Genomic DNA, 14,852 nt, shown 5'->3' with positions numbered 1-14,852 from the left:
ATCGACTTGGTCTTTTCAGCGGCGCTAATACAGCCGATGATGGATTTTTTGGCGCAGTACATAGGGCACCGGACTTGCACTTTAAACTGATAAGATATTCGGTGGTCTTCCTTCTGACATTTGTGGCAATCCTTATCATTGTCACCGCCCAGGGCCTCTTCATCGTGCTGGTGGCCGGTGGCGGGCCACCCGCCATCATTCCAAGCCTGTTTTCCAATCTGATCTGGGCCGCAATGTTGATTGCACCTTACCTGTCAAACTATGTCGATTACCTGTTTATACTCGAATTTGGCGCGTTTGCTCTGCCCGCCTATGTCGAGGGATACCGGCTGATGCAGAACCAAAAAACACGACCCAGCCCCGCTCAAATGCTGATCACCAGTATCGTGATGGCTCTGGCTGGTATCGTGACCACCATTGCCTTTCTGTGTCTGATTGCTCTCTCAGTGGAAGGGTGGCTTGGTTTCACGTCCTTTAACTTCGGCGCGCGACAGGCTTTCAATCTGGCTGTTGCGCTTGTCGGCGGGGCTGTCGTCGGGCGCATATTTTTTGGTATAGGACTGCAGGAAATGCGCGAACGCGCGACAGAACCTTCAGGAACGGCGCTATGATCCTCGGCATTGGCACAGACCTTGCAAATATCGACCGCATTCAGGGTACGCTCGGCCGGTTCGGCGACCGGTTCCGCAACCGTGTCTTCACCGAGATCGAACAGACCAAAGCGGAACGCCGCGCCGATACTGCCGGCACCTATGCCAAGCGCTGGGCCGCGAAAGAGGCGTGTTCGAAAGCCCTGGGCACCGGTCTGCGCATGGGCATCGCCTGGAAAGACATGGCCGTAAGCAATCTGCGCACCGGCCAGCCTGTCATGCATGTCACCGGCTGGGCAGCCGAACGCCTGCGCGAGATGACGCCCGAGGGGCACGAGGCCATCATCCATGTCACCCTGACCGATGATCACCCCTGGGCGCAGGCCTTTGTGGTGATCGAGGCGCGCCCGCTTCACGATGGGGCCACGCGGCCTTGACTTGACCCGGGTAGGGACGCATGTAGCAGCGAAGCCAAAAACAATCGGAGAGCAGTATGGCCGAGGAAGCCAAAACCGGAAGCGGCGTCTGGGAGACGATCAAAACCATCGTCTACGCCCTGCTGATCGCGGGCATCTTCCGCACCCTGTTTTTTCAGCCCTTCTGGATCCCGTCCGGCTCGATGAAGCAGACATTGCTGATCGGTGACTTTCTCTTTGTCAACAAAATGGCCTATGGCTATTCCTATGCTTCCTGTCCCAGCCTGATCATCCCCAGCGTTGGGCTGAATATCGATGCCGAAGACGTCTGTGGCTGGATGCAGGGTGACGGCGATACCCGCATCTGGGGCGGCGCGCCTGACCGCGGCGACGTGATCGTCTTCCGCCACCCGGTGACCGGCCGCGACTACATCAAGCGTCTCATCGGTCTGCCGGGCGATACGATACAACTCCGCGACGGACAGATCATTCTGAATGGCACACCCGTGCCGCAGCAACCCGATGGCGTCTTTACCGAAACTGCCGAGCCGCAAGGCCCTCAACGCCTGCGACCGCGCTGCGCCAACGGTCCGGTCGGGGTTGGCGGTACCTGCGAAAAGAACCGTCTGATCGAAACCCTGCCCAATGGTGTTTCGTATGACGTGCTGAACATCGGCAATCAGGGCTCTGACAATACCGGCGTCTATACGGTGCCTGCGGATCACTATTTCTTCATGGGCGACAATCGCGACAATTCCGCCGACAGTCGCCTGCCGCAATCTGCCGGGGGCGTGGGATATGTGCCCTATGAAAATCTGATCGGGCGCGCTGACCGGATCATGTTCTCGTCCGCAGGCCGGTCGATGCTGTTCTTCTGGACCTGGCGCAAGGATCGCTTCTTCAAGGCGGTCAATTGAAGCTATCGGCTGAGATAAAAGCATTCCAGCAGCGGCTGGGGTATGAGTTCAAGTCGACTGAGCTGCTGGTGCGTGCGCTGACCCATGGGTCCGTGTCCTCGCCGACGCGGCCCGACAACCAGCGGCTCGAATTTCTGGGCGACCGCGTGCTGGGCTTGGTTATGGCCACGGCGCTGCTTGAGGCCGACAAGAAAGCCTCGGAAGGCCAGCTTGCCCCGCGCTTCAACGCGCTGGTCCGCAAAGAGGCCTGCGCAGATGTCGCCCGTCAGATCGATCTGGGCGCGGTTCTGAAACTGGGCCGGTCCGAGATGTTGTCCGGCGGGCGCCGCAAACAGGCCCTGCTGGGGGACGCGATGGAGGCTGTCATTGCCGCGATTTATCGCGATGCCGGGTTTGATGCCGCCCGCGATGTGATCCTGGCCCTCTGGGGGGATCGCATCCACACGGTCGAGGCCGACGCCCGTGACGCCAAAACCGCGCTGCAGGAATGGGCACAGGCCCGCGGCCAGAAACCGCCCAGCTATGTCGAGGTCAAACGCAGCGGACCCGACCACGCGCCCATCTTCACCATCGCCGCCCGCCTGCAGGACGGAGCCGAAGCTCAGGCCACTGCGGGCTCCAAGCGCCAGGCGGAACAGGCCGCAGCCAAAGCCTTGCTGGACACGTTGATCAAATAGCGCAACCTCACACCCAGCTGTAGTGCTCTAGACCACCCGGATAAATCCTGTCAGCCCGGTTTTCTGGTGTTCGATAACATGGCAGTGAAATGCCCAGTCTCCAAGGTTGTCGGCGACGAAACCGATATCAATCACCTCGTCTTTCAACAGCAGCATCGTATCCGTCATCAGTGGCGGTAACTGCCGTAGGTTTGACCGAAGCGGCACAAAGGCCAGCCCGTGCAAATGGATCGGATGCAGGTTGGGCGACTCGTTACGCAATCGCAGCACATAGCTTTTGCCCTTTTCCAGCGTGGCCAGCGGCCCAGTATTTTCGGCGGCATCGCCGGGCCATGGCGTGCGGTTGATCGACCAGAAACTGTACCCCAGCGATCCACAGAACCCGTCATTTGGCGCGCTGCCTTCGGGCGTCCAGCCAAACACGAACTCATGCAGTTCAGCATGTGCCAGGTCCGGTCTGGCAACCGGGTTTTCAGGCAGCGGCTTCAAGTCGCGCAGGTCGCGCGACAGAGATTGTCCAATGGCCCGCAGCTGCGCCATGACCCGGTGTTTCTGACCGGGTATCTTGGCCATCAGGTCAACGGTTTGGCCTTCGTTTACGGGTATCTGAACTGCAAAGTCCACCCGTTGACCGGGGCCAAGCAGCAAGGGGTCCTCTGCGCTCGGCAAAGGCTGGGTATTCGTAACCGGATGCCCATCCCAAGCGATGATCCTTGCCTCAGCCCCGGTCAGGTGAAGTTTGTGGATGCGTGTGGTATCGGTATTCACCACCCGCAAACGCACCAACCCACCAGCCGGATGATCATAGATTGGGGCATCCAGCCAGTTGGCCGTCAGCACATTTCCAAATGTTCCTGACCGGGCCGCACCACGAGCGGTGTACGCGGGCAAAAAGGCCCCGTCTTCATCCAGCCTGAAATCGCGTAGATTGATCACCTGATCGCCGTCAAAGCCTGGGTCGTCAGCCTCGGCAATCACCATCACACCGGTCAGGCCTCGGGCCATCTGCTCCATTGTCATGCAATGGGGATGATACCAATACGTTCCGGCATCGGGTGGGGTGAATTCGTAGGTGAACAGCTCGCCTTCGCCCATCGGCATCTGGGTAAGATAAGGTACCCCGTCCATGGCATTGGCGATGCGCATCCCGTGCCAATGCATAGCGGTATAGTCCGAGGTCGCATTGCGCACCGGCAAGATCATCTTTTCGCCCTGCCGCCCGTACAACACCGGTGGGGGCGCATCGGGGGATAGGCTGATCATTCCGGTTGTGACCTGATCGCGCAGCTGAAATCTGGCGGATTGAATGACCAACTCTTGCTCTGCATTACATGCAGCCAGCCCATAGCCACCCAACGCCGCTGCTCCTGCCGCAGCAGCGCTGCCCCATAGAAACTCCCGACGTTTCATTTATTGCCCCGTTGATAAACGCATCACCTGGCTGGAACTGGCGTGGTGTAATGCAGTCTTGTCAATACTGGCGCATGGCTGCAATGCGACAAATCCCTCTGGTCCGTCTGCGCAATCTGCTATAGGGGTGCGCACCTGCAAACAGGATCGCACCACACATGACCACACGCGCCGGATTTATCGCCCTGATCGGAGAGCCCAATGCGGGCAAATCCACCCTGCTGAACCGTATGGTCGGGGCCAAGGTCTCGATCGTGACCCACAAGGTCCAGACCACCCGCGCCCGCATTCGCGGCGTCGCGATGGAAGGCGAGGCGCAGCTGGTCTTTGTCGACACACCCGGCCTCTTCAAACCCCGCCGCCGGTTGGATCGCGCGATGGTCGCAGCAGCCTGGGGTGGCGCAGCGGATGCGGATGTGGTTGTCCTGATGGTCGAGGCCCATCGCGGCATCACCGAAGGGGTTGAGCGTATCCTCGAAGGGCTGGAAGAGATCGGGCAGGGCCGCACCATTGCACTGGCCATTAACAAGATCGACAAGGTCCCGTCTGAAAAACTGCTGGCGCTGACCAGCGATCTGAACGGGCGTTATCCCTTTGCTGAAACCTTCATGATCTCGGCCGAGAAGGGCCACGGCGTCGATGACCTGCGCAAATGGCTGGCAAGCAAGTTGCCCGAAGGCCCTTGGCTCTACCCCGAAGACCAGATCGCCGATCTGCCGATGCGCATGATCGCCGCTGAGATGACGCGCGAGAAACTGACCCTGCGCCTGCATCAGGAACTGCCCTATCAACTGACGGTCGAGACCGAGAACTGGGAAGAGCGAAAAGACGGCTCGGCCAAAATCGATCAGGTCATCTATGTCATGCGCGACGGCCACAAAGGCATCGTTCTTGGCAAACGGGGCGAGACGATCAAGGCGGTCAGTCAGGCCGCGCGGGCGGAACTGGAAGAGTTCCTCGACCGCAAAATCCATCTCTTCCTGCAAGTGAAAGTCCGGCCCAACTGGCTAGAGGAATCCGAGCGCTACTCGGAAATGGGTCTGGATTTCAAAGACGGCAACGCATGACCCGCCTGACGGCAGATTTCTGGGTTCACGCCTATCTTGCGCGGCTGCGGTTTCAGGAGATCCCGGCTTTTGTTGTCGCCCACGGCGACGACACCGCAGGCGCGGTGCTGGTCAAGCTGAACACGCTCGACGGTCAGGCAACCGCCTTTCAGCGCAGCTTTGATCTGATGACCGGGGACCGCAAATGGGTCGAGCTCTCCTCGGGCCCCGAGCCCGACGTTGACGCCGCCATCCAACGCCAACGCAGCTTTGACCCCGATCTCTGGGTGATCGAGGTCGAAGACCGACAGGGGCGGCATCTGCTGGGCGAAGAGGGGTTGGATTAACCTACCAACCGCCCGTTTTTGCGGAAATATCGTGGCCGGTCGCATTGGGCGCGCCATCTGCAAATTCCCGCACCTTGGCAGCGAATTCCTTGAAATAGGACTGCGCCTGCACATGCGCCAAGGTCTCGGCGCTGTCCCACCGGCCCCAGTGAAACCGGGACTTTCCGTCATCGGCAACCGCCACCTGATAGGTGAATCTCCCCGCCACCGCCGGGTCAGAGTCGATGGCAGATATGAAGGCCGCAGTGGCGTCGACCCAGGCGCTCTCATCGCCGTCGTAACTATACGTAATCGTAATTCCGCGCATGATATCTCACATTATTTAACACTTAAGTTAATTAAAGGATATACCTTATGCACGTCAAGCGTGATGCTGCTTCACGCCCTCTGGCTGACCTGACCGCGACTGCGCTCAGCCGTTCTCTTTGAAGTATACAAAGCTCATCTTGTTGCCCTCCGGATCGCGGGCATAGGCGCCAAAGAAGTCCGGGCCATATTGCGGACGCGGGCCGGGGTCGCCTTCGTTGGCACCCCCATTGGCCAGCGCTGCCGCGTGGACTGCGCGCACCTCATCTTCGCTGTCGCACATCAGGCCAACCATGTTGCCGTTTCCGGGGGTCGCCGTTTTCTGATCATGCGGATTTGACACCCACACGCGCCCGCCGCCGCGCAGCTCATAGCAGACCGCGTAGGGCATGTATTCGGCGACAACCTTGCCGCCCATTCCGGCCATGACCACGTCGTAATAGGTGCGGGCTTTGGCAACATCGTTTGAGCCGATCATGACATAGTTAAGAGACATGGCTTGAATTCCTTTTGAAAGAACAATAAGCGAACATTAGCCAATGCACCCGTTACAAGCAATTCGTTTGTCCAACGGCATAAATGCCATCGGCCAGTTTCTGCCTTGCGCGTATGACAGGCTTAAGATTTCCTGCAGACGTAGCTGACAACTGAGCGGACCCAAACTTGGACTGGCGCGATCACGGTATACTTCTGGCCTCTCGGCGCCACGGCGAAACGGCGGCGATAATCGAGGTCTTCACCGAAGGCCATGGCCGTCATGCCGGCGTTGTGCGCGGGGGGGCCAGCCGCAAGATTGCGCCGATCCTGCAGCCGGGCGCGCAACTGGATGTGCTATGGCGCGCGCGGCTTGAGGAACATATCGGCACCTTTCAGGTCGAACCCCTGCGCTCCCGCGCGGCAGCGGCGTTTTCGGGACGGCTGGCGCTGGCGGGGCTGAACGCGGTGGTGTCACTGCTGTCCTTCTGCCTGCCCGAACGTGAACCGCACCCGGCGGTTTACAAGCAGACCGAACAGCTGATGGACCTGCTGGGGCAGGATGAGATCTGGCCTCTCGCTTACCTGCGCTGGGAACTGGCGCTGCTCGAAGAGTTGGGCTTTGGCCTCGACCTCAGCGCCTGCGCCGTAACCGGCACGACCGAGGGGTTGATCTATGTCTCGCCCAAAACCGGGCGCGCGGTCAGCGCCCAAGGGGCCGGGGAGTGGGCCGACAGGTTGCTGCCACTGCCTCCCTGTCTGCGCGGCGAAGGCGCGGCCCCGGATGCCGAGATCGCTGCGGCGCTGCGCACCACCGGTTATTTTCTTGAACACCATCTCGCCCCGTCGCTGGGCCACACGCCCTTGCCTGAGGCCCGTACGCGGTTCACAGATCAGGTCACTCGGCGGCTGTGAACACCATCTCATGCCCGTCCTCATTGCGCAGGACCAGCACATCGCCGGACACTTCGGATTGGGTCATCGCCATCAGGGCGGCGAAATAGAACCCTTCGGCCTCCAGCCCGGAACAGGCTATTTCGGTGGCTGCCAGATCAACAACTTCGAACCATGGATAAGGCGCGTTCAACGTACCGGTATAGGTGTTGCAGGGCGCACCGCCCGCGATCTGACCCTCTTGCGGAAAACGCAACGTGGCTGTGGCCGCAAAAGGCTGGCCATCGACCTCCTGCAGGACCCAATCCTGATCCGCCGCGCCATAAGCGGCGACTGTTTCATCCCTGTCGCATTGAAACAGAGCCATGGCGGGCAGAAGCAGGGCAAAACGTGTCATCGCAAGCTCCGTTTAATAGGGGTTCGCGCCGCTGATCAGCTCTTCGCGGACTTCAAGGCGCGGCCGCCAGTTGTACCTCGTGTCCTCGCGCACCGGCGCCCAATACAGCGCGCCGCTGTTGCGCCACGGGTCGAGAATGATGCCCTCATACATCGAATCCCCCTTTGCGCTGATCAGGGCCGAGTGGTGGATGATCCGAAACGCGGTCGGGGGCGAGGTGGCCCAGTGCAGGTCCAGCGTGCGGAAGTTCTCTTGCTTCAGGCGCGTCGTCATCGCCTGCGCCCAGTCATTGCACAGGCCCTTCTCGCGAAAGCCGTTGATGATCTTGGCGTTGTGGATAATGGCCGGGTCGGTGACATTCCACTCCTGCTTGAGCTGGCTGGAATAGGCATAGGAAATCTCGGCCGCGCGTCTGGCCTCGGACGGGTCGACATCAGGGCCAAGCTGCTGGATCGCTTGCGCCAGCTGATCCACATCGTCGGGGCCAGTGACCGGAGCCATGGCACATCCGGCCAGAATCGCCATCATCAGCGCGCCTAGAATTGAGGTAATGAGTCTGGTCATTCTCTGCCTTTTGACACGCAACACTGCGCGCTTTGGTTACGAAATCATGAACGGCGTCTACCGCATTCGTGCTGCAGTGCAGAAGGGGAAATTGCAAGCGGCAAACCGCAGATTTGTGCCGGTTTTGTTTTGTACAAAACATATAATCCGTGTCCCTGAGGGCGTACAAAACAGACAAACAAGAAAAGACCCGGCGCAGGCCGGGTCAAGTTGGGGAAACGAGGATGTTGTCTTGAGGGTCAGCCCAGCAAACGCCGCGCGATCACCTGAGCCTGAATTTCAGCGGCCCCTTCGAAGATGTTCAGGATACGCGCATCGCACAGCACGCGACTGATCTTGTATTCCAGCGCAAAGCCGTTGCCGCCATGGATCTGCAACCCGTTATCCGCCGCAGCCCATGCCACGCGTGCGCCCAGTAGCTTGGCCATACCAGCCTCAAGGTCACAGCGCTGACCATGATCTTTTTCCCAAGCCGAGAAATAGGTTAGCTGGCGCGCGATCATGATCTCGACCGCCATCATGGCTAACTTACCGGAAACACGGGGGAAATTGATCAGAGACTTGCCGAACTGCTTGCGGTCCTGCGCATATTGCATCGCGATATCCAGCGCGCTTTGCGCCACACCGATGGCGCGGGCGGCGGTTTGGATGCGGGCAGATTCAAAGGTTTCCATCAGCTGTTTAAAGCCTTTGCCCTCTTCACCGCCCAGCAGGTTCTCGCTTTTGACCTCGAACCCGTCAAAGCCCAGCTCGTATTCCTTCATGCCGCGATAGCCCAGTACCTCTATCTCACCGCCGGTCATGCCAGGGGTGGGGAAGGGGTTCTCATCGGTTCCGGGTGTCTTTTCGGCCAGGAACATCGACAGGCCGCGGTGGTTGGTGCTGTCGGGATCGGTCCGTGCCAGCAGGGTCATCACGTGGGTCCGCGCAGCATGGGTGATCCATGTTTTGTTACCTGTTATCTTATAGTTACCGCTTTCATCCTTGACGGCGCGGGTGCGCAGGCTGCCAAGGTCGGATCCGGTGTTCGGCTCGGTGAAGACGGCCGTGGGCAGAATCTCGGCGCTGGCCAGTTTTGGCAGCCAGTTGGCCTTTTGCTCATCCGTGCCGCCCGCGATAATCAGCTCGGCCGCGATCTCGGACCGGGTGCCCAGCGAGCCTACACCAATGTAGCCGCGCGACAGTTCCTCGGACACCACGCACATCGAGGCTTTGGACAGACCAAAACCGCCGAACTCTTCGGGAATGGTCAGGCCAAAGACGCCCATTTCGGCCAGCTCTTCGATCACTTCGATCGGGATCAGCTCATCCTTCAGGTGCCAGTCGTGGGCATTTGGTTCAACTTTTTCAACAGCATAGCGGCGGAACTGGTCACGGATCATCTCAAGTTCTTCGTCCAGACCGGAAGCGCCGAACATGGTGGCGCCTGCCTGATCTTCCATCAGCTCGACCAGCCGTGTGCGCACTGCTTGCGTATTGCCGCTCTGGGTCAGGGTCATGACCTCAGGCAGCATCATCGCGCGCATGTCATCCTGGCTCAGGCCCATGTCCTGCAGGCGCACGATTTCGCCCTGGTTCATCTGGATGCCGCCGTAGATCTGCCAGAGGTATTCGCCAAAGGCGATCTGGTGCAATAGCTGTTCCAGCTCACCGAATTTGCCTTCAGCCTCCAGCGCTTCGGCCCAGCGTTGCATCTGCTGTAGCGACTGCTGATAGGTAGCCAGCCACGCCAGCCCATGCGCCGCAGTCTGATTCGCTTCGATCAGAGCGCCCGAGATCTTTCCGTCGGCGCTGACCATGGCGCGCACCGTGTTGCGCGCGCGGTCAACAACGCTTTCCACCGCTGGCAGCGCAGCGCGGGTTAGTGTCAGAAGATCGGGCAAAATCGCAGAAGCGGTCATATTCGCAGTATCCTGTCCGTCATGGGCCATGAATCACGTCCTTCTCTGGGTCGTCTGGTCATATCATGCTGCACGTGCAGCGCAACAAAAATTCTCTGCAGGGCTGCATATTATTCGAAAATTACTTTCCCGTTTTTGCAGTGCAGAGAAACTCTGTGGTGTTATGTAGGGCGTATGACTTTGTTTTCATTGTTTACCCTACAGGATCTCTACCTTGCGCTGACGGTTGCCTTTCTGGCTGGCTGCGTGAAGGGGATGGTTGGCTTTGCTATGCCGATGGTATTGGTCTCGGGGCTGAGCATGATCTTGCCGCCGGACCTTGCGCTGGCTGGACTGATCCTGCCGACACTGGTCACAAACGGCGTTCAGGCCCTGCGCGAGGGGGTGGCTGCGGCGCTGCTTTCCATCCGGCAGTTTCGCGTCTTTCTTGCGGTGGGCGTGATCTTTCTGGTGACAGGCGCGCAGCTAGTGAGCCTGGTCTCGCTCAAGGTGTTTTTGGTTATGATCGGACTGCCGGTCACGTTTTTTGCCTTCGTCCAGTTGATCGGCGTCAGGCTGACGCTGGCGCACCCGTCGATGCGGATCGAGGCCGCCATTGGCGCAATTGCCGGGTTCATCGGCGGCATGTCCGGTGTCTGGGGGCCGCCGACAGTGGCGTATCTGACGGCTCTGAACACGCCCAAGAAAGACCAGCTGCGGATACAGGGGGTCATCTATGGTCTAGGGGCCGTTGCGCTGGTGTTTGCCCATCTGGGCTCTGGCGTGCTGCGGGCGGACACGGTGCCGTTTTCGGCGGTGCTGATCCTTCCTGCTCTGGCGGGGCTGTGGGTGGGGATGCGGTTGCAGGACCGCATCGATCAGGCAACCTTTCGGAAGGCAACGTTGCTGGTGCTGCTGGTGGTAGGCCTGAACCTCTTGCGGCGCGGGCTGCTGGCATAAGCTATGAGGCTCGTCTTTCGATGTAACGGAACCCGAAATAGAGGCCCAGCATCAAGAAGAACAAGCCGGACAGATCGCCGATCAGATAAGCAATATATTCTGCTGTTGCGCTGCCAAAGGCCAAGTTGGTCAGGCCGGAGACCAGAAAAGACGTGACCACGCCGACCCCCATGACGCAGATCCAGCAGGGGCGACGATCAACCGCCGGGAACAGATCCCATCCCAGCCACTTGCACAGGTAAAACACCGCAGGGGCGGTTGTGACCGCAATTGCGATGGCCAGCAGGCGGCTGGGCATGAACACGTCGGTCCCGCCCAGAAAGGCGAAGACCACAAACACGCCCGGCAGCAACGCGAAGATTGCGCGCCAGCCCAGCAGCCAGGCCGAAAGTACACGCACCCCATGCGGCAGAAACAGCAGGCTGGCGCGGCTTGGATATTCTGGAAAGAACACGTTTTGCAGCGGCATCAGGACCTCGAAGGTCAGGAATGATGCAACTATATAAGCCAATGAGGCGATGAATGTTTCAGAGGCCCAGCTGCGCATGTCCTATAGTCGTCGTTACACCGTTACAGGTGTCACTGAGGCGCATGAACGATATAGCGACCCCGGTTGGCGCTGCCGCTCTGCGAGAGGTACCCCTTTTGCACCAGAGATTTCAGTGCGCGAAAAAATGTCGGGCGCGAGACGCTCTGGACCAGCGTATGTTCGATCAGGCCATATGTGCGGACTTCAGTGTTGGCTTTGGATAGCTCACCCGCTGCGTAATAGATGTCGCGCTCAACCGGAGATAGTTCCTCCAGCCCCAGGGTCCGCTCCATGCTTTGCATGAGCTTGCGCAGCTCTGTCAGTTTTGAAATCTCTGTCATATCGTTAACTCTCTTGTTCTGTGTCAACATATCGCAGCATATGGCACCGTTTCATGTGCCGAATGCGATGTATCATGTTGACACCCATCCCCTCTCGAATAGACTGCCGTTATTCTGAGTCAGCTCAACCTGTGCGTGTGAGTGGGCGCGTGAAGAGCTGACCATAAGTATTTTACGATCAGCCCGGTGCAGTTGCGCCGGGCTTTTTCGTTTCGATATCTAATTGACATATCGTATGTCGGTTAACCGGGCAATGCATTTGCACATTGATGTGATGATCGACAGTAACGTAACGCGCGCACGAAGCATCACGCAGGCCCGTGCAGACGGTCCGTCAAAGTCTCGCGCACGTTGGAATCGCGGGATTCGTTTCCGTTCCAAAAGGAATAAGGAGCCCGAGAGAGGCTCCTTATTCGCATAGGGTGTGCACACCCGGAAGGCGTCAACCGATTGCAACGGCCTTGATGTCGTCATCAATGAAGGGGACGTATTGCTCAAAGTTCTCGGCAAACATCTGAACCAGCTTATCGGCCTGTTTGTCGAACGCTTCTTGGTCGTCCCATGTGCGACGCGGGTCCAGCAAAACCTCGGCCACGCCCGGAACCGATACCGGCACGTCAAAGCCAAAGTTGGCGTCCTTGCGGAATTCGGCGTCGCGCAGCGATCCTTCCAGTGCAGCGGTCAGCAGTGCGCGCGTGGCGCGGATTGGCATGCGGCTGCCCACACCATAGGCGCCGCCGGTCCAGCCGGTGTTGACCAGCCAGCAGGTCGCGCCGTGCTGAGCGATCTTGTCCCGCAGTAGATTGCCATATGCTTCAGGGCGGCGCGGCATGAACGGCGCGCCAAAGCAGGTCGAGAAGGTTGGTTGCGGTTCGGTGATGCCGCGCTCGGTGCCAGCGACTTTTGAGGTAAAGCCCGACAGGAAGTGATACATCGCCTGCGCCGGCGTCAAGCGCGCGATCGGAGGCAGCACACCAAAGGCATCACATGTCAGCATGATGATGTTCTTGGGGTGGCCACCCAGCGCGGTCTTGGACGCGTTCGAGATATACTCGAGCGGATAGGCGCAGCGCATATTCGCAGTCAGCGAGTCATCGTCGAAATCCAGTTCCTTGGTTTCCGGGTCAAACACCATGTTTTCGATGACGGTGCCGAACTTGCTGGTTGTGGCATAAATCTCCGGCTCGGCCTCAGCGCTCAGGTTGATGGTCTTGGCATAGCAGCCGCCTTCGAAGTTGAAGGTGCCGCGATCCGACCAGCCATGTTCGTCGTCACCGATCAGAACGCGTGCCGGGTCTGCCGACAGGGTGGTCTTGCCGGTGCCCGAAAGGCCAAAGAACACGGCAGTGTCGACCGGGTTGCCAACGGCGTGGTTGGCCGAACAGTGCATCGGCATCACGCCTTTGTCGGGCAGCATGTAGTTCAGCAGGGTAAAGACGGACTTCTTATTCTCGCCCGCGTATTCGGTACCGCCAATCAGGATCAGCTTGCGGTCGAAGTTCAACGCTATCACGGTTTCGCTGCGGCAGCCATGTTTGGCGGGGTCCGCCTGAAAGCTGGGGCAGTTGATGACGGTAAAGTCTGCTGTGAACTCATCCAGATCTTCACGGTCCGGGCGGCGCAGCAGGTGGCGGATGAACAGGTTGTGCCAGGCCAGCTCAGTGACCATACGCACGTTTATCGAGTAGGACGGATCGGCACCGCCCACCAGGTCCTGTACGAAATAGTCGCGACCCTTCATATGTTCGAGCATGTCCGCATACAGTGCGTCAAAGCCCTCGGGGCTCATTGCGGCGTTGTTTTCCCACCAGATGGTGTCAGCAACACTGTCCGTTTTGACGACATGCTTGTCCTTGGGTGACCGACCGGTGAACTTTCCGGTGGTGACCAGAAAGGCTCCGCCATTGCCTAGGGTCCCTTCGCCACGCTTTAGCGCCTCTTCGATCAGCGCCGGTTCCATGAAGTTGTAATAGACATTGTCCAGACCCTCGATGCCCTGATCCTCGAGGCGGAATTGCGGGTTAACCCGTCCAGATGTCATGTGTGTCTTCTCCTGTGGCGGCGCTGCGGGTGTTGGCCGCACACGCTCTTGGGCAGTATACCGGGAAATACCGGCGGTTGGCTGGGTCTTATCACGGTCGTTTAGGGCATGAACAGGACGGTTTGGCGCAGTTAGCGCAACCAAGTTCAGGTTTAGCGCCACCAAAAATTTCCTGCAGTGAAACTGGGCAGCTTTTTGCGAGCAGCAAGGCAATTTTGCCGCATAGCTGCCGCAACAAAGGCACGATTCGCGGTTACGGATTGATTCGGCGTCCTAAAAACGCCAACAATGCTTCAGAAATAAGCGCATTATTGCATAAGTGAGCAGGAATAGGGGTGAGCCCGATGTCAAAGATTGCACTGGTGGACGACGATAGAAACATTCTGACGTCTGTATCCATGACGCTCGAGGCCGAAGGTTTCGAGGTAGAGACATATAATGACGGCCAGGCGGCCCTGGATGCGTTCAACAAGAAACTGCCCGATATGGCTGTGCTGGATATCAAGATGCCACGTATGGATGGTATGGACCTGCTACAGCGGCTGCGTCAGAAGACCCAGATGCCGGTGATCTTCCTGACGTCGAAAGATGATGAGATCGACGAGGTGTTGGGCCTTCGCATGGGTGCGGACGATTATGTTAAAAAGCCGTTTTCGCAACGTCTTCTGGTCGAGCGGATCCGCGCCCTGCTGCGCCGGCAAGAGGCCACCACAGGCGACGCCACAAGCGCCAGCACCGGTGACACCAAAGTTATGGAGCGTGGTGAGTTGCGCATGGACCCGCTGCGCCACGCTGTTACATGGAAGGGCAGTGATGTCTCGTTGACAGTGACCGAGTTTCTGCTGTTGCAGGCCCTCGCGCAGCGTCCGGGCTTTGTCAAAAGCCGCGATCAGTTGATGGATGTCGCCTATGATGATCAGGTCTATGTCGACGACCGCACCATCGACAGTCATATCAAACGTCTGCGGAAAAAAATGCGCGCCGCCGATCCAGAGTTTTCGGCTATCGAAACCCTCTATGGAATCGGATATAGATATAACGAAGAATAGGCGTGGCCTTTTAT

The 14,852-nt window shown here is 58.8% G+C and carries 18 protein-coding genes; 9 read left to right on the top strand and 9 right to left on the bottom strand.

What is annotated here, in order from left to right; all coding sequences use genetic code 11:
- The first annotated feature begins 122 nt into the window (after window positions 1-122).
- The 4 genes from ACR0I7_RS15220 to rnc are packed head-to-tail and all read left to right on the top strand — an operon-like array spanning window position 123 to window position 2,600.
- Window positions 123-611, top strand: coding sequence for a hypothetical protein (locus ACR0I7_RS15220; protein ID WP_480512503.1), 489 nt, complete (start codon window positions 123-125; stop codon window positions 609-611).
- Complete coding sequence (gene acpS / locus ACR0I7_RS15215) at window positions 608-1,027, top strand: holo-ACP synthase (protein ID WP_480512501.1); 420 nt, start codon at window positions 608-610, stop codon at window positions 1,025-1,027. The genes ACR0I7_RS15220 and acpS overlap by 4 nt, the downstream gene beginning before the upstream one ends.
- A gap of 56 nt (window positions 1,028-1,083) precedes the next feature.
- The gene (gene lepB / locus ACR0I7_RS15210; protein ID WP_480512500.1) at window positions 1,084-1,923 is read left to right on the top strand and encodes a signal peptidase I; all 840 of its coding nucleotides are present in this window, start codon (window positions 1,084-1,086) and stop codon (window positions 1,921-1,923) included.
- Window positions 1,920-2,600: a ribonuclease III gene (rnc, locus tag ACR0I7_RS15205; RefSeq protein WP_480512498.1), complete on the top strand. Its 681-nt coding sequence runs from the start codon at window positions 1,920-1,922 to the stop codon at window positions 2,598-2,600. Before lepB ends, rnc begins: the two co-directional genes overlap by 4 nt.
- A gap of 27 nt (window positions 2,601-2,627) precedes the next feature.
- Here rnc and ACR0I7_RS15200 read toward each other — a convergent pair whose 3' ends face one another.
- A complete protein-coding gene (locus tag ACR0I7_RS15200; RefSeq protein ID WP_480512496.1) occupies window positions 2,628-4,010 on the bottom strand; it encodes a multicopper oxidase family protein in 1,383 nt (460 codons plus the stop codon).
- Between the two features lie 158 nt (window positions 4,011-4,168).
- On the opposite strand from ACR0I7_RS15200, the gene era reads away from it, so the two are divergent.
- Together era and ACR0I7_RS15190 are read left to right on the top strand one after the other, a co-directional pair.
- Window positions 4,169-5,077 (top strand): GTPase Era, encoded by a 909-nt coding sequence (gene era, locus ACR0I7_RS15195; RefSeq protein WP_480512494.1) that lies wholly within the window; start codon window positions 4,169-4,171, stop codon window positions 5,075-5,077.
- Window positions 5,074-5,403, top strand: a complete 330-nt coding sequence (locus ACR0I7_RS15190) for a DUF1491 family protein (protein ID WP_480512492.1) — start codon at window positions 5,074-5,076, stop codon at window positions 5,401-5,403. Before era ends, ACR0I7_RS15190 begins: the two co-directional genes overlap by 4 nt.
- 1 nt (window position 5,404) lies before the next feature.
- Here the strand turns inward: ACR0I7_RS15190 and ACR0I7_RS15185 are convergent, their stop codons facing one another.
- Entirely contained in the window at window positions 5,405-5,710 is a 306-nt protein-coding gene (locus ACR0I7_RS15185; protein ID WP_480512490.1) for a hypothetical protein, read from the bottom strand.
- A gap of 105 nt (window positions 5,711-5,815) precedes the next feature.
- The gene (locus tag ACR0I7_RS15180; RefSeq protein WP_480512488.1) at window positions 5,816-6,205 is read right to left on the bottom strand and encodes a VOC family protein; all 390 of its coding nucleotides are present in this window, start codon (window positions 6,203-6,205) and stop codon (window positions 5,816-5,818) included.
- Between the two features lie 167 nt (window positions 6,206-6,372).
- Here ACR0I7_RS15180 and recO point away from each other — a divergent pair, with 167 nt between their 5' ends.
- On the top strand, window positions 6,373-7,098 hold the full coding sequence (recO, locus tag ACR0I7_RS15175) for a DNA repair protein RecO (protein ID WP_480512486.1): 726 nt from the start codon (window positions 6,373-6,375) through the stop codon (window positions 7,096-7,098).
- Here recO and ACR0I7_RS15170 read toward each other — a convergent pair.
- The 3 genes from ACR0I7_RS15170 to ACR0I7_RS15160 all read right to left on the bottom strand — a co-directional run bounded on the left by ACR0I7_RS15170 (window position 7,082) and on the right by ACR0I7_RS15160 (window position 9,969).
- Complete coding sequence (locus ACR0I7_RS15170) at window positions 7,082-7,474, bottom strand: META domain-containing protein (protein ID WP_480512484.1); 393 nt, start codon at window positions 7,472-7,474, stop codon at window positions 7,082-7,084. The genes recO and ACR0I7_RS15170 overlap by 17 nt on opposite strands.
- 12 nt (window positions 7,475-7,486) lie before the next feature.
- Window positions 7,487-8,038, bottom strand: coding sequence for a hypothetical protein (locus tag ACR0I7_RS15165; protein WP_480512482.1), 552 nt, complete (start codon window positions 8,036-8,038; stop codon window positions 7,487-7,489).
- Between the two features lie 239 nt (window positions 8,039-8,277).
- Window positions 8,278-9,969: an acyl-CoA dehydrogenase family protein gene (locus ACR0I7_RS15160; protein WP_480512480.1), complete on the bottom strand. Its 1,692-nt coding sequence runs from the start codon at window positions 9,967-9,969 to the stop codon at window positions 8,278-8,280.
- Window positions 9,970-10,113: 144 nt separating this feature from the next.
- On the opposite strand from ACR0I7_RS15160, the gene ACR0I7_RS15155 reads away from it, so the two are divergent.
- Window positions 10,114-10,878, top strand: a complete 765-nt coding sequence (locus ACR0I7_RS15155) for a sulfite exporter TauE/SafE family protein (protein WP_480512478.1) — start codon at window positions 10,114-10,116, stop codon at window positions 10,876-10,878.
- A 1-nt stretch (window position 10,879) separates the two neighbouring features.
- Here the strand turns inward: ACR0I7_RS15155 and ACR0I7_RS15150 are convergent, their stop codons facing one another.
- The 3 genes from ACR0I7_RS15150 to ACR0I7_RS15140 all read right to left on the bottom strand — a co-directional run bounded on the left by ACR0I7_RS15150 (window position 10,880) and on the right by ACR0I7_RS15140 (window position 13,789).
- Window positions 10,880-11,425, bottom strand: a complete 546-nt coding sequence (locus ACR0I7_RS15150; RefSeq protein ID WP_480512476.1) for a hypothetical protein — start codon at window positions 11,423-11,425, stop codon at window positions 10,880-10,882.
- 32 nt (window positions 11,426-11,457) lie between these two features.
- The gene (locus ACR0I7_RS15145) at window positions 11,458-11,748 is read right to left on the bottom strand and encodes a hypothetical protein (protein WP_480512474.1); all 291 of its coding nucleotides are present in this window, start codon (window positions 11,746-11,748) and stop codon (window positions 11,458-11,460) included.
- 442 nt (window positions 11,749-12,190) lie between these two features.
- The gene (locus ACR0I7_RS15140) at window positions 12,191-13,789 is read right to left on the bottom strand and encodes a phosphoenolpyruvate carboxykinase (RefSeq protein WP_480512472.1); all 1,599 of its coding nucleotides are present in this window, start codon (window positions 13,787-13,789) and stop codon (window positions 12,191-12,193) included.
- A 344-nt stretch (window positions 13,790-14,133) separates the two neighbouring features.
- Between ACR0I7_RS15140 and ACR0I7_RS15135 the strand changes: the two genes are divergently transcribed.
- Window positions 14,134-14,838, top strand: coding sequence for a response regulator transcription factor (locus tag ACR0I7_RS15135; protein ID WP_480512471.1), 705 nt, complete (start codon window positions 14,134-14,136; stop codon window positions 14,836-14,838).
- Window positions 14,839-14,852 lie beyond the last annotated feature (14 nt).

It is taken from the genome of Ruegeria sp. AM1, from assembly GCF_056540745.1.
This window is presented reverse-complemented; position numbering and strand designations above follow the sequence as displayed.

Bases quoted from the DNA above. Each gene is read 5' to 3' on its own strand.
- acpS (WP_480512501.1), top strand. From the start codon at position 608: ATGATCCTCGGCATTGGCACAGACCTTGCAAATATCGACCGCATTCAG.
- lepB (WP_480512500.1), top strand. From the start codon at position 1,084: ATGGCCGAGGAAGCCAAAACCGGAAGCGGCGTCTGGGAGACGATCAAA.
- ACR0I7_RS15200 (WP_480512496.1), bottom strand. From the start codon at position 4,010: ATGAAACGTCGGGAGTTTCTATGGGGCAGCGCTGCTGCGGCAGGAGCA.
- era (WP_480512494.1), top strand. From the start codon at position 4,169: ATGACCACACGCGCCGGATTTATCGCCCTGATCGGAGAGCCCAATGCG.
- ACR0I7_RS15190 (WP_480512492.1), top strand. From the start codon at position 5,074: ATGACCCGCCTGACGGCAGATTTCTGGGTTCACGCCTATCTTGCGCGG.
- ACR0I7_RS15185 (WP_480512490.1), bottom strand. From the start codon at position 5,710: ATGCGCGGAATTACGATTACGTATAGTTACGACGGCGATGAGAGCGCC.
- ACR0I7_RS15180 (WP_480512488.1), bottom strand. From the start codon at position 6,205: ATGTCTCTTAACTATGTCATGATCGGCTCAAACGATGTTGCCAAAGCC.
- ACR0I7_RS15170 (WP_480512484.1), bottom strand. From the start codon at position 7,474: ATGACACGTTTTGCCCTGCTTCTGCCCGCCATGGCTCTGTTTCAATGC.
- ACR0I7_RS15165 (WP_480512482.1), bottom strand. From the start codon at position 8,038: ATGACCAGACTCATTACCTCAATTCTAGGCGCGCTGATGATGGCGATT.
- ACR0I7_RS15160 (WP_480512480.1), bottom strand. From the start codon at position 9,969: ATGGCCCATGACGGACAGGATACTGCGAATATGACCGCTTCTGCGATT.
- ACR0I7_RS15155 (WP_480512478.1), top strand. From the start codon at position 10,114: ATGACTTTGTTTTCATTGTTTACCCTACAGGATCTCTACCTTGCGCTG.
- ACR0I7_RS15150 (WP_480512476.1), bottom strand. From the start codon at position 11,425: ATGCGCAGCTGGGCCTCTGAAACATTCATCGCCTCATTGGCTTATATA.
- ACR0I7_RS15145 (WP_480512474.1), bottom strand. From the start codon at position 11,748: ATGACAGAGATTTCAAAACTGACAGAGCTGCGCAAGCTCATGCAAAGC.
- ACR0I7_RS15140 (WP_480512472.1), bottom strand. From the start codon at position 13,789: ATGACATCTGGACGGGTTAACCCGCAATTCCGCCTCGAGGATCAGGGC.
- ACR0I7_RS15135 (WP_480512471.1), top strand. From the start codon at position 14,134: ATGTCAAAGATTGCACTGGTGGACGACGATAGAAACATTCTGACGTCT.